Origin of the sequence: Rahnella bonaserana (assembly GCF_019049675.1) — a bacterium.
GTDB lineage: Bacteria > Pseudomonadota > Gammaproteobacteria > Enterobacterales > Enterobacteriaceae > Rahnella > Rahnella bonaserana.
Genome location: NZ_JAFMOW010000048.1, coordinates 22355 through 43814, shown reverse-complemented (window position 1 = coordinate 43814; position 21460 = coordinate 22355). Strand labels below are relative to the sequence as shown.

At 52.7% G+C, this 21460-nt stretch carries 17 protein-coding genes; 5 read left to right on the top strand and 12 right to left on the bottom strand.

The features are described 5' to 3' along the window. Position 1 precedes the first annotated feature (1 nt). The 7 genes from rsxB to J1778_RS02335 all read right to left on the bottom strand — a co-directional run bounded on the left by rsxB (position 2) and on the right by J1778_RS02335 (position 8281). Positions 2–568 (bottom strand): electron transport complex subunit RsxB, encoded by a 567-nt coding sequence (gene rsxB, locus J1778_RS02365; protein ID WP_217171819.1) that lies wholly within the window; start codon positions 566–568, stop codon positions 2–4. Next, on the bottom strand, positions 568–1149 hold the full coding sequence (gene rsxA, locus J1778_RS02360) for an electron transport complex subunit RsxA (protein WP_095922116.1): 582 nt from the start codon (positions 1147–1149) through the stop codon (positions 568–570). The genes rsxB and rsxA overlap by 1 nt, the downstream gene beginning before the upstream one ends. Positions 1150–1189: 40 nt before the next feature. Then, on the bottom strand, positions 1190–1630 hold the full coding sequence (locus J1778_RS02355) for a DUF2569 domain-containing protein (protein ID WP_217171818.1): 441 nt from the start codon (positions 1628–1630) through the stop codon (positions 1190–1192). Between the two features lie 257 nt (positions 1631–1887). Then, a complete protein-coding gene (gene dcuC, locus J1778_RS02350) occupies positions 1888–3255 on the bottom strand; it encodes an anaerobic C4-dicarboxylate transporter DcuC (RefSeq protein ID WP_217171817.1) in 1368 nt (455 codons plus the stop codon). Between the two features lie 717 nt (positions 3256–3972). After that, on the bottom strand, positions 3973–5181 hold the full coding sequence (locus tag J1778_RS02345; RefSeq protein WP_217171816.1) for an FAD-dependent oxidoreductase: 1209 nt from the start codon (positions 5179–5181) through the stop codon (positions 3973–3975). Between the two features lie 172 nt (positions 5182–5353). Continuing rightward, positions 5354–6841 (bottom strand): hypothetical protein, encoded by a 1488-nt coding sequence (locus tag J1778_RS02340; protein WP_217171815.1) that lies wholly within the window; start codon positions 6839–6841, stop codon positions 5354–5356. A 147-nt stretch (positions 6842–6988) separates the two neighbouring features. After that, on the bottom strand, positions 6989–8281 hold the full coding sequence (locus J1778_RS02335; protein ID WP_217171814.1) for an MFS transporter: 1293 nt from the start codon (positions 8279–8281) through the stop codon (positions 6989–6991). A 142-nt stretch (positions 8282–8423) separates the two neighbouring features. On the opposite strand from J1778_RS02335, the gene J1778_RS02330 reads away from it, so the two are divergent. The 5 genes from J1778_RS02330 to J1778_RS02310 all read left to right on the top strand — a co-directional run bounded on the left by J1778_RS02330 (position 8424) and on the right by J1778_RS02310 (position 13817). Continuing rightward, positions 8424–9323, top strand: a complete 900-nt coding sequence (locus tag J1778_RS02330; protein ID WP_217171813.1) for a LysR family transcriptional regulator — start codon at positions 8424–8426, stop codon at positions 9321–9323. Between the two features lie 169 nt (positions 9324–9492). After that, on the top strand, positions 9493–10716 hold the full coding sequence (mlc, locus tag J1778_RS02325; protein ID WP_217171812.1) for a sugar metabolism global transcriptional regulator Mlc: 1224 nt from the start codon (positions 9493–9495) through the stop codon (positions 10714–10716). Positions 10717–10925: 209 nt separating this feature from the next. Further along, complete coding sequence (bioD, locus tag J1778_RS02320; protein WP_217171811.1) at positions 10926–11618, top strand: dethiobiotin synthase; 693 nt, start codon at positions 10926–10928, stop codon at positions 11616–11618. Positions 11619–11651: 33 nt separating this feature from the next. Next, positions 11652–12155: a hypothetical protein gene (locus J1778_RS02315; RefSeq protein WP_217171810.1), complete on the top strand. Its 504-nt coding sequence runs from the start codon at positions 11652–11654 to the stop codon at positions 12153–12155. Positions 12156–12320: 165 nt separating this feature from the next. Continuing rightward, complete coding sequence (locus J1778_RS02310) at positions 12321–13817, top strand: MDR family MFS transporter (RefSeq protein ID WP_217171809.1); 1497 nt, start codon at positions 12321–12323, stop codon at positions 13815–13817. Here the strand turns inward: J1778_RS02310 and J1778_RS02305 are convergent. From J1778_RS02305 to J1778_RS02285, 5 genes are all read right to left on the bottom strand, one after another. Continuing rightward, positions 13814–15472 (bottom strand): ABC transporter permease, encoded by a 1659-nt coding sequence (locus tag J1778_RS02305; protein ID WP_217171808.1) that lies wholly within the window; start codon positions 15470–15472, stop codon positions 13814–13816. The two genes, J1778_RS02310 and J1778_RS02305, sit on opposite strands and share 4 nt — an antisense overlap. 49 nt (positions 15473–15521) lie before the next feature. Further along, on the bottom strand, positions 15522–16463 hold the full coding sequence (locus tag J1778_RS02300) for an ABC transporter substrate-binding protein (protein WP_217171807.1): 942 nt from the start codon (positions 16461–16463) through the stop codon (positions 15522–15524). Between the two features lie 77 nt (positions 16464–16540). After that, entirely contained in the window at positions 16541–17290 is a 750-nt protein-coding gene (locus J1778_RS02295) for an ABC transporter ATP-binding protein (RefSeq protein WP_217171806.1), read from the bottom strand. A 669-nt stretch (positions 17291–17959) separates the two neighbouring features. Next, a complete protein-coding gene (araA, locus tag J1778_RS02290; RefSeq protein WP_217171805.1) occupies positions 17960–19465 on the bottom strand; it encodes an L-arabinose isomerase in 1506 nt (501 codons plus the stop codon). A 51-nt stretch (positions 19466–19516) separates the two neighbouring features. Next, positions 19517–21196 (bottom strand): ribulokinase, encoded by a 1680-nt coding sequence (locus tag J1778_RS02285; RefSeq protein WP_217171804.1) that lies wholly within the window; start codon positions 21194–21196, stop codon positions 19517–19519. Positions 21197–21460: the final 264 nt, after the last annotated feature.

Genomic DNA, 21460 nt, shown 5'->3' with positions numbered 1-21460 from the left:
GTTACTCCGCATGGATGATCTGAACCGGAATGGACTGTAAATCCCATTTCCAGTTTGCGGTGGTGGTTTTTACCGGCAGCATTTCAATGCAGTCAGTCGGACACGGCGCGACGCAAAGGTCACAGCCGGTACACAAATCAGTAATGACGGTATGCACGGCACGGGTGGCACCAACGATGGCATCGACCGGACAGGCCTGAATACACTTGGTGCAGCCGATGCAGTTGCTCTCGTCGATGTAGGCCACTTTACGCACCGGCACTGCCGCTGCGGCGTCTTCGCCCATCGGTTGCGGCTCGACATTCAGCAGGGTTGCCAGTTTGAGCATCACCGCTTCGCCGCCCGGCACACATTTATTGATGTTGTCGCCATTGGCGACCGCTTCGGCGTAAGGCTTACAGCCGGGATAGCCGCATTGTGCGCACTGGCTTTGCGGCAGGATCTCGTCAATTTGATCGACAACCGGGTTGCCTTCCACGGCAAAACGACGCGAGGCGTAGCCCAGCAGCAGGCCAAAAACCAGCGCCAGAGCGGTCAGCGCGCCAATCGCTACCCATAATTCAAACATTAGAATTTCACCAGACCTGTGAAGCCCATAAAGGCTAATGACATCAGGCCAGCCGTGACCAGCGCAATCGAGGAACCTTTGAACGGAGCAGGGACGTCAGCCACCACCAGACGTTCACGAATGGCGGCGAACAGCACCATCACCAGCGAGAAACCGAGCGAGGCGGCAAATCCGTACAGCGCGGACTGCATAAAGTTGAACTGCTGGTTGATGTTCAGTAACGCCACGCCGAGTACGGCGCAGTTAGTGGTAATCAGCGGCAGGAAGATACCCAGCAGGCGATACAGCGACGGACTGGTTTTACGCACCACCATTTCGGTGAACTGCACCACAACCGCGATCACCAGAATAAAGGCCATGGTACGCAGATACACCAGCCCCAGCGGCATCAGTATGAAAGTGTTGACGATCCACGAGCAGATATTCGACAGGGTGATGACGAACGTGGTCGCCAGCCCCATCCCGATAGCCGATTCGAGTTTCTTGGAGACGCCCATAAAGGGGCACAGGCCAAGAAACTTAACCAGAACGAAGTTATTCACCAGCACGGTGCCGACAAAAAGTAATAAATAAGAGGTCATGACAATTGCCCGGACATAATAAACATTAAAAACCTCAGGGTTATTCCGTGAAGGTTTCTTTTACCCGCAATGAGCGCTTGAAATAAGGCACAAAGACGGCGGCGGCCAATAAAGGTAACAACAAGTTACGCACGGCCAAATCATCAGTAACTGGCGAGAATGCAAAGGCTTTTACCGCCAGAAGCACTGTACATAATAACCAGATAATATACATTTTCGGTAAGGCTCTTGCGCGCTTACAGAATTGCCACAATACCGCGACGGTAAATAACCCCATCGCCAGCGTGGTCACCACGGAGAAATACCATTGCAGGGTAAATGCCTGCGAGTTGGTGAATAAGTATTCACGCGATTCCGGTACAAATAATGCCATTGAAAACAGAAACAGCATTAATACGACGCTGAGCAGCGTCACAATCAGATACGCCATCGGTGCGAGTAACCACCCGCCGATACGTTTATAGCCCGGATTATTCGACATAAAAGCTTTTCTCACGCTGGTTTCGCCATCAAAACAGCACAGGGAAAGTTCCCCGACCTTCAAGGCGCAGTAGCTTAACCCGTGAGAGGCATTCTCGTTATCGTATTTATGTGATCAATACCTTAATCCTTCACGCCGTCTCTGCGCTGGCTGCCTTCACGCGCCCCGGTCACATACTTTTGTATGCTCCCGGGGACTTGTCTTCAGCTGCCGCCCTGATACAGCCTGAATGTTTCAGGTATTAAAATCGGGCAGGTTTAATGCACCGGCACCAGAATTTCAGTGGCGACGATCACCACAATCAGGCCGACCAGCACGGGAACGGAGGTCCGTTTAACGACTTCGAAAGGTGAGATTTTTGCCATACCCGCCACAGCGACAACGACGCCGGAAACCGGGGAAATTGTGCGGCCGAGGTTAGACGCCTGCAACATCGGGATGACCAGATATTCCGGGTTGATCCCCATTTTTGCCGCCAGTTTAGGGATCAGTTCGACGAACGCATAGAAAGAGGCGTTACCGGAGCCGGTGGTCATGGCGGCAAGCACGGTGATCACCACCAGAACCAGCATCATGACAATGCTGCCTGAACCGAAGTTTTGCGCCAGTCCGATCAGGCTGCTGATGAATCCGACCGTGCTCAGCCCTTGCGCGAATACGCCAGCCGCGACCAGCAGCATCACCACGTTGGCGAAGGCATCCGCCATGCCGCGGTAAGCGACGTCCAGACCGGCGAATACGGCTTTGCCGTTACGGTTACGCAGCGTTTCAATGATGGCGGTCAGCAACATACAAATCACCAGAATGGTGATGATATGCAGATTCGGCCCCCATTTACCGTCGAAAATCAGCACGCCTATAATCGGTGTGAAAGGCAAAATAGCGTAAAAAGCCGGGGCATTAGTTTCGACCACATCATCCGCATTGGAATCCACGGCATCCACCTGAGTACTGGTATCGCGTTTATCCAGATAACTTTGCCAGAAGAAGTGCGCGACAGACATTGCCACAATGGCCGCTATGGAAATCGGCAGGGTGACCTTAAATGCAAAGTCCACCAGCGGCATATTCGCGGCCTGCGCGGCCAGCACGACATCACCAGAGGTAGGAGAAAGAATAATCGCCGCTGGGGAAGCACAAATCGCCGCCGCCGCACCGCGGCTGATGCCGACGTTTACCATAATCGGGAACAGGGTCGCCATCAGCAACACGCCCAGACCGGTCGCCGAAGACACTGCCAGTGACATCAGACAGGCCAGAATATAAGCCGCCACCATCAGAATGTAAGGTGAGTTGATCATCTGCAACGGGCGCGATGCCAGTTTCACCACCACATCATTGGCACCGATATGGGTCATATAGGCCGCGAAACCGCACAGCATCATGATCATCATGCCGAGATCGCCGCCACGGCTCATGAGCAGAATTTTGACGTATTCAACGATATCCGTCGCATTCCAGCCGGTGCTTTTAGTGCCTTCCGGCAGGATACTGTGACCCATAACTGCGCTGATAATCAGCAGCAACAAACCACCGACCATTAGTACGCCGGTGGGCGAATAACCTTTGATGATATAGCGCCCGACAAACACGGCGACCACCAGTCCGATCAGTAATTCCAGCATGATTGTATTCCCCGAGATTAAATTTGGATCCAAATGAAAGGCGGGAACTTTGCCGAAATAACGGTGCGGGCGTAATGACGCTTATCAATTATGGGTGATGAAAAGCGGGGGGATATTAAAATTTGTGATGCTTAATGGGGATCACGAAGGGGAGGCGTTTAAAAAACTTCAACTTCAACTTCAACTTCAAGGTCAAGACCGTGGGCGTCGGCCCACATCGACAAGACCTTGGGTTGCCAACCAAACTGGCTTTAAGGTTAAGGTTAAGGTTAAGGTTAAGGTCAAGGACGTGGGCTCGCCGCCCACGCGGGCCCAAAGGGTTTTAAACGAAACCCTTTGGAATCCAGCGTTTTTTTAACTGCGCGCTATCGCTTGCTGACCATGTTTCAGGTATCACCGCGACAGGCTGGAAATCTTGCCGCTGCGCGGTGCCTTCTCTCGGTCCTGGAGCCTTGGGTCTCCAGGCCGCTCCGTTCAGCAAGATTTCTGAATCGCCCCCACGATCTTAAATTCAAAAGCAGAACTGTTTCAGCTTTTAAAAACGTTGATTGGCGTGCTCAAAAATGGCACCGAATGAATGGTTCGAGACCAGAGGCTCGAGACCTGAAATTCGGGGATCGCGCAGCGACAGGCGCCTCTTAAGGCCCGTTTGGGTGGCAACCCAAGGTGTTGACCTAGACCTAGATCTTAAGGCCAGTTCGGATGGCTAACCCAAAATCAAAGCTTCGGGATTTCCCGATAAAACCCGACACCGATGAGGCGTCCAAACAGGAAAGGTATAAATTTCCGCCCGCGCAGCCACATTTCCAGCCGTGAAGGGGCACGCTTCCTTTGTTTCTGTCCTGCTTTACTGATCATAATCTGTAACGCCTGTGTCGCCCACGTCGGGAACGTCCGGCGGCGCTGGATGCGCTTCAAATGCCGCAGCGTAAGACATCCGGCTTTCAGCGGCTCGGTGATGATATTTGCCGTCGCAACCGCATCCTGAATCGCCAGATTCACCCCGACGCCGCCAATCGGTGACATGGCATGTGCCGCGTCGCCGATGCACAGCAGCCCCGGTTTGGCCCATTCTTTCAGGCGGTCGATGCGGATCACCAGCAGACGTACGTCGTCCCAACTGAGAATATCGTCGGCTAAGCGCTGGCGCTCAAATGGCGACACTTCCGCCAGCAGGTCGAGAAAAGGCGCGATACCTTGTGCTTTGAGCGAACCCAGGCTGTCTTTCGGAATCGAATAACCGCACTGCCAGTAATCGCCACGGTCGATCATGATGAAGTTTTTCTTTGGCCCGCGATGTCCCATCGACCACTGCGGATCGTCCGGCCGTTTGCTAATTTTCAGCCACAGAACGTCACGCGGCGCACCATAATGGCGGATTTCCATCCCGGCCTGTTCACGCACGATGGAATTACGCCCGTCACAGCCCACCACCAGATCGGCATCGAAATGCTGCGTTTCACCGTTCACTTTTGCGACAACACCGGAAACCTGACAGTTATCTTCCCGTAACGACAACACCTGCGCATTGTGGATCAGCCGGAAATTTGGCAGTTGCGCGGCCTTGCTGGCAATGAAATTCAGGAAATCCCATTGCGGCATAAATGCGATGAATTTGCACTGCGTGGGTAAATGACTGAAATCCGCCAGCGTGGTTTCTTTGCCGTTGATTTCGCCATATAGCTTTTCCGCACGCTGATGCGGCAGGGCAAGGAATTCATCAAGAAACCCCAACCGCCAGATGATGTCGAGGGTTGAAGGGTGGATGGTGTCACCGCGAAAATCGCGCAAAAAATCGCTGTGCTTTTCCAGCACGGTGACGTCAATTCCCTTACGCGCCAGAAGATATCCCAGCATTAATCCTGCGGGGCCGCCCCCGACGATGCAACAGGACGCTGCTGCGCAGGATTGAGTGTTCAATGTCATGCCAACCTGCCTGACTGGATAAATTTACATGATAATAATTATCATTTGAGGCGGTGTGCGTCAATCCTCCCGTGCGACATCACAGAACATTTCCTGCACCCTGTCTGCAGGCGGCTGAGATGCTTGTTTAAATAATATTTACGCCAGTAAGAATTTTGTTAGTAACTGAATGTTAGTGTTGTGCTTCCTTTTCCTCTTTATTTATTTTTATTAAAAATGGCACTATGTTTGGATTGTAGTTTGTGATGTTTTCTATTTTTTTTAAAACTCTTGCTGCATCTTTTTTGCGATTCACTTTAGTAAACCAAAAATAGTACACGCTATATAACGCGGTGCTTTTTAAATCGATGAAATCATCATCCATGCCGGTATGCTGTCGGAGAAAATTGTCGGTATATTCTTCCCATTCACGAATATGACCCACATCTTTGAGAGGCGTTTCAAGCAATGGATGGATCGTTTTTATCATCTCCAGCATGTAATAAAACATGACAGGTGAGGCATGGGTAAGGAAAATATAATTTTTGAAATCATTAATTATGGTTCTTTTAGTTTCAGGATCCTTAATGGCGTTAGTGATTTGTAGTAGCTCATTGATTAATGTGACATCATCTTCAGAGTCGTTGCTCAGGCGCCAGTTTGTATAACTTGATTTGACATAGGCACGCTGAAAGCTCTCTTTATCCGAATAAGGGTAGTAAGGATAGTAGCTCAATGCCTGAATCAGCAAGTCGGCCGCCTTTTCCTCAGGGAGCTGGTCTTTATAGACGTCAATTAACGAAGCTGTTAAGCCTGCTATCAAGTAATTAAGTTCATCTTTTATAAAAGGATACTTATTTTGTAATGCAATGACTTCATCTTGCGTTTTTACGACTAAATTTGCCATGCCAAGATAATCCATTTCATTAGCTCTTACGCTCAGAGCACGAGCATTAAAATCAATAAAAAGGATTTTTGCGATAATTTCCCTTTTGTGGCTGTCGCTGAGAGTTGGGTTATCAATAATTTTCGAGAGTAACAAGTTAAACCATTTATTTTCTTGAATGACACTGTGTGTGTTGGGTTGAAATGCTTTCTTATTCAGGCTGTAATGCAACGTGTCAAGTTTACCGTCACGGGTGAAACCCACCAGTATTACTGCTGAATCTGAGTTTTCCTCCGCAAGCTTGATGATCTGTTGTTTTGAACGATGGGTCAGGAATAATGTCGGGAATTGCCACGTCTCGATAGCAAAAGGCTCAGCAAACCGAAATGAAGGGTTTTCTTTTGAGCTCGCCTGATTCCAAGTGTCTTTAATTTTTCCGAGAATATCCTGGGTATTCTCATCGGTGTTGCTGCTGACCCAAGCGCCATCTTTTTCATTATAAAAACCAGAAATACTTATCAATGAAGTATCAGGGTAGGGATTATAAAACGCCGCACTACAAGTTGCGCCTGTCAATATCAACAAGAGGCCACTGGCTGATTTATTAGGATAAGCGCGTTTTTTTGCGTAATACATAATGGCAAAAATGTATAAGGCTGCAGCTATAAAGAGAAAAGGAAATTGCCATTCATTTAAAAAAAATAAAACGGCAGAATAATTAAAGAAAATCAGCGCGGGCAGCGCGGCAAAAGTGACAATATTCCCGGAGAAATTAGCGATATTTTCTAGTTTCATTTAACCAATAGGCCAGAGCAAACAATTGCGACAGATTAAAAAAATTAATTGTTTATGACAAGTATTTCTGCATCAGAAAGAGATCACGCTCATTCTCATGCAGATTTCCTGGAGCCTGCTCTTTCTCTGCCACTTGCATGCTGCAAGTTAAACCGCTTTTGCCTCAGAAAGCCGCATCAATCTAAACCCAACACCCACGCCAACAATCAGCATCAAACTGATAAACCCGGTGATCCCGTACCATCCGTACGCATGCCAGAAGAACCCGCCCAGCGTCCCGGCGACACTCGATCCCGCATAGTAGCTGAACAGATATAAAGACGAGGCCTGACCTTTAGCACGGCGCGCACGACGCCCGATCCAGCCACTGGCGACGGAGTGAGCAGCGAAGAACCCGCCGGTCACCAGGATCATGCCGATGAAAATCAGCCACACCGGCGAGAAGGCGGTGATCAAAATTCCCAGCAGCATGATGGCTGTCGAGCCGATCAGAACAGGGCCGCGGCCATAGACGCCGGTCAGTACGCCCGCTTTTGGCGAACTGTAAGTCCCCATCAGATAGACGATGGAAAGTATCCCGACAATCGCCTGGCTCAGGTTATAAGGTGATGAAAGCAGACGATAACCGATGTAGTTGAACATGGTCACGAAACTGCCCATCAGCAGGAAACCTTCGGCGAAAAGTAGCGGTAAACCGCTGTCACGCCAGTGCAGTTTGAAGTTGATCAACAGCTTGCGTGGCTTTAGCGAACTGGCGCGAAAATGCTTAGACGGTGGCAAAATACGCCAGAACATAAAGGCCGAGGCGAGGGCAAAGAAACCGACGACCGCGACGGCGATACGCCATGAGAAGAAATCGGTCAGAACGCCGCTGACTAAACGGCCACTCATCCCGCCGATCGAATTCCCGCTGATATATAACCCCATCGAAAAGGCGACCACGCTCGGGTGAATTTCCTCACTCAGATAGGTCATCGCTACCGCCGCCACACCGCTGAGCGACAAACCGATCAGCGCGCGCATAATCAGAATGCCATCCCAGCTTTGCATAAAAGAGCAGACCAGCGTGCAGCCTGCGGCCAGAAGTAATGCCACAACCATCACGGACTTTCGCCCGACGGCGTCAGAAACCGGGCCGGTGAACAACAGGCCAATCGCCATTAAACCGGTGGATAACGACAGGGAAAGGCTGCTGGTGGCTGGTGAAACGCCGAAATCATGAGATAACACCGGCAAAATCGGCTGAACACAGTACAGCAATGCAAACGTCGCCAGACCTGCTGAAAACAAGGCCAGCGTAACGCGTATAAATTGCGGCGTGCCTCGTTTGATGAAAGGGGTTTTCAGACCGGAGCGGGCGACTGGCGAGTCAGGGTTTAATTCGTCGTCATTAACAGAATCTTGAGCAGGTGCAGCGGAAATCCGCCGGGAGGTTTTCACTGGAATTCCTTAATACGATGGGCTGTAAAACTAAATTTTAAAATGTATGAAAATTTTAACAGTGGTCGATATATTGTCTAATATATTAATCACTCAAAAGGGATATGTTTAAAGTATCAATCAGGATCAAGCGGGCACCGTTATGAGTCACATTGAGCTGCGTCATTTACGTTATTTCATCGCGGTTGCGGATGAACTGCATTTTGGCCGCGCGGCAGAGCGGTTGCATATCTCCCAGCCGCCGCTGAGCCAGCAAATTCAGGCGCTGGAAGCGCATGTCGGAGCGGCGCTTTTTTACCGCAGTAACCGCAGTGTGCGCCTGACGCAGGCGGGGCAGGTTTTTCTGGCTGAAGCGCGTCAGATTTTACAGCGTGTGGATGAGGCCTCGGCGCAGGCGGCGCGTATTCACCGCGGGGAATCCGGTAATCTGACACTGGGGCTGACCTCTTCGGCGCCGTTTTTACGTCGGGTTTCAAGCACGCTGCATGGTTTTCGCCTGACGTATCCTGACGTGAATATCCGCATCGAGCAGCTCAACAGTAAGCAGCAAATCGAACCGTTGCTGGAAGGCAAGCTGGATCTGGGGATTATGCGCAACGGCGAACTGCCGGCGGAGCTGGAACATCATCTGATACTGACTGAACCCCTGATTGCGGTAGTGCATAAAGACCATCCGCTTAACATGCTGGCTGAAGGCGAACTGACGTTTCAGCATCTGGCCGATCAGCCATTCGTTTTCTTCTCCAAAGATGTCGGCACATCGCTGTATGACGATATTCTCGGGCAACTGAAAGCGCAGGGGATTACGCCGTTTATTACCCAGGAAGTCGGGGAACCGCTGACCATTATCGGGCTGGTGGCGGCAGGGCTGGGCATATCCATTTTACCGGCGTCTTATCTGCGGATTCAGGTGGAGGGCGTGCGTTATTTGCGCTTTGGCAATCTGCATGGCACGACGCAGCTATGGCTGGTGAATCATGCGACGCGTCCTCTCACGGCGGCGACCCGCGCGTTTATGGCGTTGTTGCTCCGCGATGACTGAAAGACTTCTCATCCAGAACATGCTGTTTTTCCAGTCAATTCTGAGAGTGTTTTCACGCAATTTGTGCACCAAATCACATAACGAATCAAATAGTTGACGACATATAACAAAAACTCCAACATACCCCTAATCTTTATTTTGAAGCGCGAAAATAACAGGAGTTCCTTGAGTGATCCCCGACGGGCAACCAGGACATATCGACCAGATTAAACAAACCAATGTCGGTGCTGTGTACCGCCTGATAGATCAGTTTGGTCCCATTTCGCGTATCGAGCTTTCGAAAAAAGCACAGCTGGCTCCGGCCAGTATCACCAAGATTGTCCGTGAGTTGTTACAGGCTCATCTGGTGCTGGAAACGGAGTTTCAGGATCCCGGCAGCCGCGGGCGTCCCGCCATCGGTCTGGCGCTGGATACGCAAGCCTGGCACTATCTTTCTGCGCGCATCAGTCTCGGGTCTATCACCTTAGGTTTGCGGGATCTGAGCAGTAAACTGGTAGTGGAAGAAGTGCTGCCATTGCCGGTTCAGGGCGCGGAACCGCTGCTCAAACGTATTATCTCTGAAATCGATCAGTTCTTTATCCGCCATCAGCGCAAACTCGAGCGCCTTACCGCCATCGCCATTACCCTGCCGGGAATGATTGATGCACGCAGGGGCATTGTTCACCGTATGCCGTTTTACCATGACGTGTTTGATATGCCGCTCGGCGAAACGCTTTCCGGTCACACCGGTCTGCCGGTTTATGTGCAGCACGACATCGGTGCATGGACGCTGGCGGAATCGCTTTATGGCGCTTCCCGTGGCTGTAAAAATGTTGTTCAGGTGGTGATTGATCATAACGTCGGGGTGGGGGTGATCACCAGCGGGCGCGTTCTGCACGCGGGCAGCAGCAGTGTGGCGGAAATCGGTCATACGCAGGTTGATCCTTACGGCAAGCGTTGTTATTGCGGCAATCATGGGTGTCTGGAAACGGTAGCCAGCACTGACAGTATTCTCGAACTCGTGCGTCAGCGTCTGACGGTACCGGTTCCAGCCAGTTTACTGCACGGGGTTTCGCTGACCATTGAGGCTGTTTGCGACGCTGCTAACCGTGGCGATCAGCTGGCGCGCGATGTGATTATCAGCGTTGGTCAGAGCGTCGGGCGAATTCTCGCGATCATGGTGAATTTGTTTAATCCGGAAAAAGTGCTCATCGGCTCGCCGCTTAATTTATCTCAGGATATTCTCCATCCCGCGATAATGTCCTGTATTCAGCAGCAGTCACTTCCCACATATAGCGAGAATATCAAACTCGAATCAACTCAATTCTATAATCAGGGAACCATGCCCGGCGCGGCATTAGTTAAAGACGCGTTATATAGCGGATCGCTGATAATAAAATTACTGCAAGGCTAAGTTTTATATAACGTTAGGCTGCTTATCTTAATAAAATAGCTATAAGCCTTCCGTCATTTTTGCTCACCGAGTCGACAAAACATTGCGCTAACGCAAACCGCTCTCATCTCTCATCGCCTAGACTTTCTGTCGATACTTTGTCTCCTGCGATGTTTTCTTACCGGAGACTATCTTTCAATAAGACGGAGAGATCCCGGAGCCTGAATTCCATGTTAACGCACTTTTTCGTCACGGGTACGGATGCCCGTGTAGGTAAAACCATTGTCACACGCGCCTTGCTGCAGGCCTTAGCCGCGCAGGACCGCTGCGTTTTAGGCTATAAACCTATTGCAACAGGCAGCCAGGAGTTGGCCGACGGGGTTCGAAATAAAGATGCGGTAACTCTCCAGCAGTCATCTTCTATTTCTTATCCTTTTAATAAAATAACCCCTCTGGCATTGGCCGATGAAGATATTTATGCCAGCCAGATCCCCGAGAATGTTTTTGAAATAATGACCAATGGCCTTAATTTCATGCGTGAAGAGGCAGATTCAGTGGTTGTTGAAGGATGTGATGGCTGGAGAACATTGATTACTCCGCATCTTTATTATTCTGACTGGGTACGCCAGCAAAATATGCCGGTGGTATTAGTGGTCGGTATTCAGGAAGGCTGCGTCAGTCATGCGTTATTAACGGCACAGGCAATTATTGCTGATGGTTTACCTTTGATTGGCTGGGTCGCGAACCGCATTAATCCGTGCCTCGCGCATTATCAGGAAACGATAGAGGCCATCAGCGCCAATATTTCTGCGCCTCTGCTGGGCGAAATACCTTATCTGCCGCGTGCGGAAAGCCGCGATATGGCGAAGTTTATTAACCTGTCAAGCTTCGATATGAGGACGATGGCTAAGACATGTGAGTGACAACTTTTATTCAATGTATAAGGACGTAAGCGAATGTTGAACAGCCAGCAATATACAAAATTGAATAGAATGTTGATTAAACGCAAAATGATGAAAGTCATCGCGCCTAAATGTGTCGATCAGGAACTCGCTAATCCGTTATATGTTTATGAAGTTATCCGTCTGGAGTCGGGAAATTACAAACTTGTGAACATAACGAATCCTCAGCGCACCCTTGTCCCAAATGGAGGTGGCTGGGTGTTTGCTGTTATGGATGATGCTCCGGGGGCTGTTATTTGCGGCAAGGCAGACTATCAAAATGTCCATGGACATACTTCTCTCACGGGTTACTCTGAAACGACCAGAAGGGGAGAAGTAATAGAAAGGGAACGCGGAGTGTATTTCGCCGGGGAACTTGTTTTTAATGCCGGGCGACTGACTCGCTGGACCAATGGTAGTGGTCATTTTGCACCCTCCAGATCACTGGCTTTTTCAAACTTATTAGCCCCTGTGCGCCTCACATTGCCCATCCATCTATTCCGGCCAGACGACGTATAGCCCGTTTTTTTAGAACATCCTGTATAAACGGGGCTTAAAGGTGACGTTGTCACAACCATTCTGTCACTAGCAAGCGATGAGTGCAAACTCAGCGCTTTTTTTGTCTATAATGAAGAATATTTGCCTGAGTGCGCTTATCAAAACAAGTTTAAGAAAACAGGGAACATGGCCGTCAATCATCCTGCTGTAAACAAATCTGTTGTCAAAACCTCTCATCGTCCGCTGATCCTGACTGCCTGTATGTTGTCGATGTTTATGGCAGCCGTGGAAGTGACGATTGTCGCGACTGCGATGCCCACTATCATCGGCGACCTCGGCGGCTTTTCACTGCTTGGCTGGGTATTCGCCGTCTATCTTCTGACACAGGCCATTACTGTGCCCATTTACGGGCGGCTGGCGGATTTATACGGCTGCCGGAAAATGTTTTTCATCGGCACCACCTTGTTTCTAATAGGTTCTGTCCTTTGCGGCTTCGCGCCGTCGCTGGGCTGGATGATTGGTTTTCGTGCGTTGCAGGGGCTGGGCGCGGGTGCCATCACGCCGATTGCCACGACCCTGATCGCCAATGTCTACGGTCCGCAGGAAAGGGCGAAAGCGCAGGGGTATTTGTCCAGCGTATGGGGTGTTTCGGCGATTGTCGGGCCGCTGATGGGGGCGTTTATTGTTTCCCATTTCCCCTGGGCGGTGGTGTTTTGGGTGAACGTGCCAATCGGTTTGGTGGCGATGGCGATACTTATCAAATACCTGCCGCCGGACGGTCAGCGTAAACCGCATCAGCTGGATCTGGCCGGGACCGCTTATCTCACACTCGCCGTTGCTGCTTTATTACTGGCGCTGTTACAGGCTGAAGCGCTGGGCTACTGGGCGCTGGCGTTGCTGGCGTTTGCTGTTATCAACGCCGGGTTACTAGTGCGTCAGGAGCGTAAAACACCGGAACCGCTGTTCCCCCTGGCGCTGTGGGACAGCAAAGTGATTATTGCCGGTAATGTCGGTGGTCTGATTATCGGTGCGACCATGATGGGGATCAGCGCATTCCTGCCGACTTACGTTCAGGGCGTACTGGGCGGCACGCCCTTAGAGGCGGGAACTACACTGGCGCTGATGTCCATCGGCTGGCCACTGGCGAGTATGTTCAGCAGCCGCATGATGCAGGCAACGTCTTATCGGGCAACGGCCGTGACAGGCGCATTGCTGCTGGTGGGCGGAAGTCTGGCGCTGTTACTGCTTTCACCGTCCTCGGGATTGTGGATGGCGCGTCTGGCGGCGTTTTCTATCGGCGCAGGCATGGGGTTGTCCAACACCACATTTATCGTCTCGGTGCAAAACAGTGCAGAACCGGCCATCCGCGGCATTGCTACCGCTTCGACACTGTTCACGCGTATGCTCGGTTCGGCCATCGGGACGGCGGTATTGGGCGCTACGCTGAATCTTAATCTGGAATACCGGCTGCCGCAGGTGAACGATCCGGTTCAGCAGCTGATGGAAAAAGCCACACGCAGCGCGATGGACACAGGGCAGCTGAATATGCTGACCGATAGCGTTGCCGCGTCGCTGCACTGGGTGTTTGTGGTATCTGCGGTGATTTCAGTGCTGGCGGTCGCCGCCGGTTTGCTTATCCCGTCCGGCGACCGCCCGCACCCTGAAGCGCAGCGGGAAAGTTAAGACGTCTGACGCTGCTGAAGCCTGAATGCGATTAACATCAGTGTCAGGCTCAGCAGCACCGCAACAGATGCCATCGCCATCCCGTCGCCCACCGAGCCCTGTTCAAACTGCCTCCAGACATAGACCGACACGGTCTGCACGCCCGCCGGTGACAGCAACAACGATGTCACCAGTTCACGCGATGCTACCGCAAACACCATCATCATTGACGCCAGCAAACTCGGCAATACCAGCGGCAGCAGGATCATCCGCAATGCCTGCGCGGCAGTCGCGCCGTGTACCCGTGCTGCTGCATCAAGATTGCCGCCAATCTGTTTTAACGCCGCGCTGACGTAACGCACCGGGTAAGGCAGCAGCAAACAGCAATACGACAGCAGCAGGATCCCCCAGGTGTTATACGGCGTGACCGGCCAGAAACTGCGGTTCCACGCCAGGATCAGCCCGACACCCACCACAATGCCCGGCAGCGCGGCCGGAAAAAGTGAAAGTCCGTCAATTAGCGCCGCCCCGCGAATTTTGCGTGCCACCACCAGCCATGAAGCCAGAAACCCGGTTGCACCGGCAATCAGCGCCGTGCCAAGCGCCAGACTCAGACTGGTCGACAGCGCACCGATTGCATCGCCATGCGCGTCAAACAGATTGCCAAAGTGCCGTATTGTCAAATTGGAAAGCGACAGTCCGCCGGAAAGCGTGCCGGAAAATGCCGTCACCAGCGTGGAGACAATCGGCAGTGCAACGGCAATCAGCGCCACGAGAGTGAATAAAACCAACACCGGCAGCGTCCAGACTGCCAGTGATTTTTGTGTCACATCGGCCGGTTTACCGGTCATGCTCTCGACATTTTTACCGGCCAGCACGGCGCGTTGTACGCTGTACGCACAAAGTGCGATAGCCACCAGCAGCAGGGAAAGTACCGCAGCACCCGGCATATCAATCGGCCAGTCGGCAAGACGCTGTTCGATACCGGTTGTCAGCATCAGAATGCCGCTTCGCGAACCCAATGCGCCGGGCACGCCGTATTCTTCTATCGACAGGGTAAATGCCAGCAGCAGGCTGGAGGCAATGGCCGGTAAAGCCATCGGCAAGGTGATGCGGATAAATGCCCGCCACGGGCCCGCGCCATGAATACGTGCCACATCCGCCAGACGGCTGCCGCTGGCGGCCATGCTGCGTGAGACGGCAAAATAGACCACAGGAAAAACGTTGAGCGTCATCACGGCCACCATACCCGGCAGTGAAAACAGGAAATTATTCAGATGCAGCCATGGCAGCAACTGCTGAACGTAACCGTGGGTTTGCAGTGCCAGCATCCACGACAGCGCTGCGATATAAGGCGGTATTAAAAAGGGGATCAGAAAGACCACATCCCACAGAGCGGCGCCGGGCAGGGCAAATAATCCGCGCAGTGCGCCCAGAGGCACACCGATCAGGGCGCTGCATAATGCCACACCCAGTCCGACTTTCAGCGTTGTGGCAAAGAGTTCCTGCAACGAAGGTTCGGCAAAAACGCGGGTAAATGCGCTGAAGGGGGCCGAATAACTGCCGGTATCCAGATGCGGAAAAACCGCCTGCAAAACCACAAATGCCACCGGCACGGCGACCAGGACCAGCAGCGCAATGCCTGTCACGCCCGGTAAAAAAGCGTTTCTATTCATTGATCAAATCTCAGAAGCGGGCTGCTTTATCAAACAGCCCGTGAAGGGATTATTGCTGGCCGAACAGCTTCGCAAAACGGTCGAGGACGTCTTTACGGGACGCTGAAGCCTGTGAGGCTTCCGGAAGTAATTTCAGTGATTTGAACAATGGGCGTTTGGCATCAATGCCGGTACGTGCTGGCATCAGCCACGCATCGGCGACCAGTTTCTGGCCTTCAGGTGACAGCGCGTAATCGATGAATGCCCTGGCTTCTTTCTGCTGCTGGCTGGATTTGAGGATCATCATTGGACGCGGCGCAATGACCGTGCCGCTGCTCGGGAAAATCACTTTGACTGATTCACCGTCCTGCACGCTGCCATAAGACACATAATCTACTGCGCCAAATACTGCGGCTTTGGCACCCTGCAATACCGGCGTCAGCGCCTGTGCGTTAGGGCCAGCGATGATCATGCCGTTGGCTTTCAAATCTTCAAACAGCTTCCAGGCCTGCTGTGCATGGGCATTCTGTAACCCGATCAGCAAATCTAAAGAGGCGCCCGAAAGTGACGGGTCCGGCGTGGTGACTTTGTCTTTGAATTCCGGTTTGGCTAAATCGCCCCAGTCTTTCGGTTCAGTGGTGCCGCTTTTGGTGTTCCATACGATACCCAGCGCAGAAATACCCTGTGCCACGTAATACGGAGTCTTGAATTGTGGCGGAACCTGTTCTGCATTCGGGCTTTGATATTCCAGCAACCAGCCGCGTTGTTCGAGGTCGGTTGCGGTATCCCAGGACGCTGAAATTAAGACGTCAGCGCGCGGATTAGCCTGCTCGGCTTCCAGCCGCGCCATTACTTTGCCGGTTGTTGCCTGGAAAACATCGACTTTTACGCCGGTTTGTTTTTCATAGCCTGCTGCCAGTTTTTTTGCCAGTGAACCCGGCCCGGCGGTGTAGAGCGTCAGCGCCTGCGCATTGCCGGCTGCTATTGCGAGAGAAAGTGTCATTGCGGTCATTACGCCTGTTCTGGTACGGGAAAACGTTTTTGTCTTTGTGTTGTGCGTGCGGTTTATCATTTTCATTCCATCAAAGGTTAAGCAACAAAAGGAGAAACAACGGAAGGGTCAGTCTGGTCAATGCTGGCGATGGCGCCTTTTTCCATGCGCGCGATGCGGTGAGCGAGTGCATGAGCTTCGTGCTGATCGTGGGTGACATACACCGCCGTGGTGCCCAGCTGGCGTAACAATGTCGCCATTTCTTCGCACAGGCTTTCACGCAGGTCACGGTCAAGATTGGACAGCGGCTCATCGAACAGCAGAATGCGCGGCTCGGCGACAATCGCCCGTGCCAGCGCCACGCGCTGCTGCTGACCACCGGAAAGCTCAGAAGGGCGGCGAGAGACAAAATCCGCCAACCCGACGCGTTCCAGCGCCGCCATCACTTTCTCGAGTTGAGCTGCGCCACGGATCCCGCGCATCTGCAATGGAAACGCGACGTTCTTGCGCACGCTCATGTGCGGCCACAGGGCGTAATCCTGGAACGCCATCCCGAGATTACGTTTTTCCGGTGGCACGCTGAGTTTCCCGCTGGCGACGATTTCGCCATCGAAACTGATCTGCCCCGAGGCAGGATGGAGTAATCCCGCCAGCATTTTCAGCAGCGTACTTTTCCCGCAGCCCGAAGGGCCCAGCAGGGCGAGGATCGTACCTTCCGGCACGGATAAATTGACGTGATTGAGTACCTGGTTGCTCCCAAAGAAATGGGACACCTGATGTAGTGCGATGGCAGGGGGAGAAGACATGCGCGCAGGCGCATTCCCGCCGGTATGAGCTGGAATGATCATGGTTGGTACTATCCTCTTTGGGATTTATTTGTGGGGTGAGCGTAAAGGGGGAATGTGACGGACGGATGACAATACCTTGGAGTGCCACTCAAACTGGCCTTAAGGTCAAAACCGTGGGCGTCGGCCCACACCGACCAGTGACCCGGTAACGCGCGGGCCTCTGGACTCCGCGCTTTTTCACTGCGCGCTGTCGCGGGTATGAAGGACATGTTCTGAAGCAATCATGAGTGGCGCAAAATGTCATCGCTTCGCGATTCCCGAATTTCAGGTTTCGAGCCTAGGGTCTCGAACCGTTCATTCGGTGCCATTTTTGATCACGCCAATCCACTGTTCTAAAAGATAAAAAAAGTCTTCCTTTGAATTTAAGATCGTACGGGCGTTTCAGAAAGCTTGCTGAGTGAGAGGTTGCAGACCTGAGGCTGCAATCCCGAAGCGAAGGTACCGCGCAGCGGCAAGATTTCCAGCCTGTCGCTGCGGTACCTGAAACATTGCCAGCGAGCGGAGCGCGTGTTGCAAAAGCGAAGGGAGATCCAAGAGGGAAAAAGCACTTTTCCCTCTTGGGCGGTTTCGGCGCAGCGCGTTAAGTGATCACCGCACGTAAGAAACCGAAATGTTTTCGATCTGCTTTAGCAGTGTAAGCCGCCATTGCAGCGGCCTTCTGCAAGCAAATCAGCGACTGCAAAGTTTGTAATAAACTTCATTCCATCGGATCTGATTCTTGAAGTCCGGCAGCGTCGTATCATTATCAATCACCAGCAATTCAATATTACTCAGCTCCGCATATAACCGCAGCGCGTCAATATCCAGTGCCTGTGAGAACACGGTATGGTGGGCGCCGCCGCCGAGGATCCAGGCTTCTGCCGCTGTCGCCAGTGACGGCTGGGCTTTCCAGATAGCGCGGGCAACGGGCAGTTTTGGCAACGGATGCGGTTGTTCGACGGTATCGACCAGATTGACCAGCAGACGGAAACGGTCACCCATGTCGATAACGCTGGCGTTAACCGCCGGGCCTGCCGGCGTGGAGAAGATCAGTCGCGCCGGATCAGCTTTGCCACCTATGCCGAGATATTGTGCATCGAGCAGCGGTTTTTCTTCTTTGGCAATCGACGGACACACTTCGAGCATGTGCGAACCGACCACCAGGTCATTACCCGGCTTGAAGTGGTAGGTGTAATCTTCCATGAACGACGTGCCGCCTTTCAGCCCGCTGGCCATCACTTTCATGATGCGCAGCAGCGCCGCAGTTTTCCAGTCGCCTTCGCCGCCGAAGCCGTAGCCTTTTTGCATCAGACGCTGTACCGCCAGTCCCGGCAGCTGTTTCATGCCGTGCAAATCTTCAAAGTTAGTGGTGAACGCGCCGAATTTACCTTGCTCCAGGAAACGCGTCATTCCCAGTTCGATTTTCGCCGCATCCAGCAGATTTTCACGACGCTCGCCGTTAAGTTTTACCGCGTCAGTCAGGCGATAAGTCGCTTCGTATTCTTCCACCAGCTGGTCGATGTCGCCTTTGCTGACTTCGTTGATAACGCTGACCAGATCGCCAATTCCGTAAGCATTGATGCTGTAGCCGAACTGAATTTGCGCGGCCACTTTGTCGCCTTCTGTCACCGCCACTTCACGCATGTTGTCGCCAAAACGCGCCACTTTCAGATGCTGACTTTCATTTTTCGCGGCAGCGACGCGCATCCACCGGGCGATACGGCGGTGAGATTCACCGTCCTGCCAGTGTCCCGCGACCACTGTGTGTTGCTGGCGCATACGGGCACCGATGAAGCCAAACTCGCGGCCGCCGTGCGCGGTCTGATTCAGGTTCATGAAGTCCATGTCCATGGTATCCCACGGAATCTCAGCGTTGAACTGCGTGTGGAACTGCAACAAAGGCTTATGCAAAATGCTTAATCCCGCAATCCACATTTTTGCCGGAGAGAAGGTGTGCAGCCAGGTGATAATGCCCACGCAGGCATTGTCGTAGTTGGCGTCGCGGCACAGCGCCGTGATTTCATCCGGCGTGGTGACCAGCGGTTTGAGCACCAGTTTAACCGGCAAACCGGCTTCGCTGTTCAGGCTACTGACGACCTTTTCGGCGTTCTCTTTTACCTGACGTAACGCTTCCGGTCCGTACAGATGCTGACTGCCAATGGCGAACCACACTTCGAGATGTTTAAACGCGTCCATTTATTACTCCTGAATATCGTAGGTGTGAAATAGCAATTTATGTGACAGACATTAATGCGCCGGTTTCGCCGCAAACAGCGGTTCAGTGGTGGCACACCATTGCTGGTAACGTTCGTACAGGCGCTGATATTGTTCGACACGCTGCGGATCAGGCAGCAGGGTACGTTCGATACTGCAGGCCATTTTTTCCTGAGCGGCCGGAACGTCGCTGAATTCCCCGGCGGCGACGGCGGCAAAAATAGCGGCACCCAGCGCACAACACTGATCGGAGGCGACGATTTGCAGCGGACGGTTCATCGCGTCGGCGCAAACCTGCATGATGACCGGTGATTTACGTGCGATACCGCCGAGGGTCAGCACGTTTTCCACCGGAATGTCCTGCTGTTCGAAACATTCCATGATGGCGCGTGCGCCAAAAGCCGTTGCGGCGATAAAGCCCCCGAACAGTTCCGGCGCTTGCGTGCCCAGGTTGATATCGGTGATGACGCCTTTCAGGCGCTGATTGGCAAACGGTGTACGGCGGCCGTTGAACCAGTCGAGCACCAGCGGCAAATGATCGAGTTTCGGACTGGCCGCCCACGCTGCGGTGAGATCGGACAGCAGGTTTTTTTGCAGGCTGGTCAGTTGCGGTGCGATTTCAGGATGTGCTTTGGCCGCCTGCATCAGTGGCCAGCTCAGCAGACGGCTGAACCATGCGTACATATCCCCGAAAGCAGATTGTCCGGCTTCCATCCCGATCATGTCAGGTACCACGCTGCCTTCGACCTGACCGCAGATCCCGGCAATCGCGCGGTCATTCACGCGCTCTTTATCGGCGATCAGAATGTCGCAGGTGGAAGTGCCGATCACTTTCACCAGGGTATAAGGCTGTGCACCCGCGCCGACAGCACCCATATGGCAGTCGAATGCACCGCCGGAAAGCACCACGGAGGCAGGCAGACCAAGGCGTTCTGCCCATTCAGAGGTCAAAGTGCCAACAGCCTGTTCAGCGGTGACGGTGTCGGTAAACAGCGGATACGGCAGGTGTTCGACCAGTAAAGGATCGAGGGCGGCAAAGAAATCTTTTGGCGGCAAACCGCCCCATGACGGATGCCAGAGCATTTTGTGTCCGGCGCTGCAACGGCCACGCACCACTTTGTCCGGCGCGGTAGTACCGGAAAGCAGGGCAGGCACCCAGTCGCACAATTCAACCCAGGAAGCGGCGGCTGTTTTGACGGCAGCGTCCGCGCGGGAAACGTGCAGGATTTTTGCCCAGAACCATTCTGAGGAGTAAACGCCGCCGATATAGCGGGAATAGTCGGGGAATTCACCGCTGCGGCACAGGCGGTTAATTTCTTCGGCTTCTTCTATTGCCGTGTGATCTTTCCATAACACGAACATGGCATTCGGGTTTTCGGCGAACTCCGGCTTCAGCGCCAGAATATTGCCTTCATTATCTACAGGAGCAGGCGTAGAACCGGTGGAATCCACCCCGATACCCACCACCCGCGCTGCCCGTTCACTGCCCAGACGTTGCACGACGTTTTTTATCGCCTGTTCCATCGCCTCTATATAGTCGAGCGGATGGTGGCGGAACTGGTTTATTGCCGCGTCACAGTAAAGGCCCTCATTCCAGCGCGGATAATAAACCACGTCAGTTTCCATCTCCGCACCGGTCTGACAATCCACAGCCAGTGCCCGGACGGAATCGCTGCCAAAATCAAGACCAAGAGCAATCGCACCTTGCGTCATTCTTTCTCACTCCTTCAGGTTTGCCGTAGTCATTACGGCGGCGAATCGAATTGCTCTAACAGTAGGAGGATGCCAAAAAGTGAGTGAGGAGGCGTTAGCTGGAAGTATGCACAAATCTGCTCCCAGTGATGTTTCTGTGAGGTTGGTCAAATGTTAGCGTTTGGCTAAAATCGCTATATCTATGTACAAACCTGCTGTTTTCCCGCCGTGTGATAGCGCTCTACATTCCGCTGCAAAATTACCGCTAAAACTTAACCCGTCTTA

Coding starts and splice junctions, on each gene's coding strand:
- rsxB (WP_217171819.1), bottom strand. CDS start 568: ATGTTTGAATTATGGGTAGCGATTGGCGCGCTGACCGCTCTGGCGCTG.
- rsxA (WP_095922116.1), bottom strand. CDS start 1,149: ATGACCTCTTATTTATTACTTTTTGTCGGCACCGTGCTGGTGAATAAC.
- J1778_RS02355 (WP_217171818.1), bottom strand. CDS start 1,630: ATGTCGAATAATCCGGGCTATAAACGTATCGGCGGGTGGTTACTCGCA.
- dcuC (WP_217171817.1), bottom strand. CDS start 3,255: ATGCTGGAATTACTGATCGGACTGGTGGTCGCCGTGTTTGTCGGGCGC.
- J1778_RS02345 (WP_217171816.1), bottom strand. CDS start 5,181: ATGACATTGAACACTCAATCCTGCGCAGCAGCGTCCTGTTGCATCGTC.
- J1778_RS02340 (WP_217171815.1), bottom strand. CDS start 6,841: ATGAAACTAGAAAATATCGCTAATTTCTCCGGGAATATTGTCACTTTT.
- J1778_RS02330 (WP_217171813.1), top strand. CDS start 8,424: ATGAGTCACATTGAGCTGCGTCATTTACGTTATTTCATCGCGGTTGCG.
- bioD (WP_217171811.1), top strand. CDS start 10,926: ATGTTAACGCACTTTTTCGTCACGGGTACGGATGCCCGTGTAGGTAAA.
- J1778_RS02315 (WP_217171810.1), top strand. CDS start 11,652: ATGTTGAACAGCCAGCAATATACAAAATTGAATAGAATGTTGATTAAA.
- J1778_RS02310 (WP_217171809.1), top strand. CDS start 12,321: ATGGCCGTCAATCATCCTGCTGTAAACAAATCTGTTGTCAAAACCTCT.
- J1778_RS02305 (WP_217171808.1), bottom strand. CDS start 15,472: ATGAATAGAAACGCTTTTTTACCGGGCGTGACAGGCATTGCGCTGCTG.
- J1778_RS02300 (WP_217171807.1), bottom strand. CDS start 16,463: ATGACCGCAATGACACTTTCTCTCGCAATAGCAGCCGGCAATGCGCAG.
- J1778_RS02295 (WP_217171806.1), bottom strand. CDS start 17,290: ATGATCATTCCAGCTCATACCGGCGGGAATGCGCCTGCGCGCATGTCT.
- araA (WP_217171805.1), bottom strand. CDS start 19,465: ATGGACGCGTTTAAACATCTCGAAGTGTGGTTCGCCATTGGCAGTCAG.
- J1778_RS02285 (WP_217171804.1), bottom strand. CDS start 21,196: ATGACGCAAGGTGCGATTGCTCTTGGTCTTGATTTTGGCAGCGATTCC.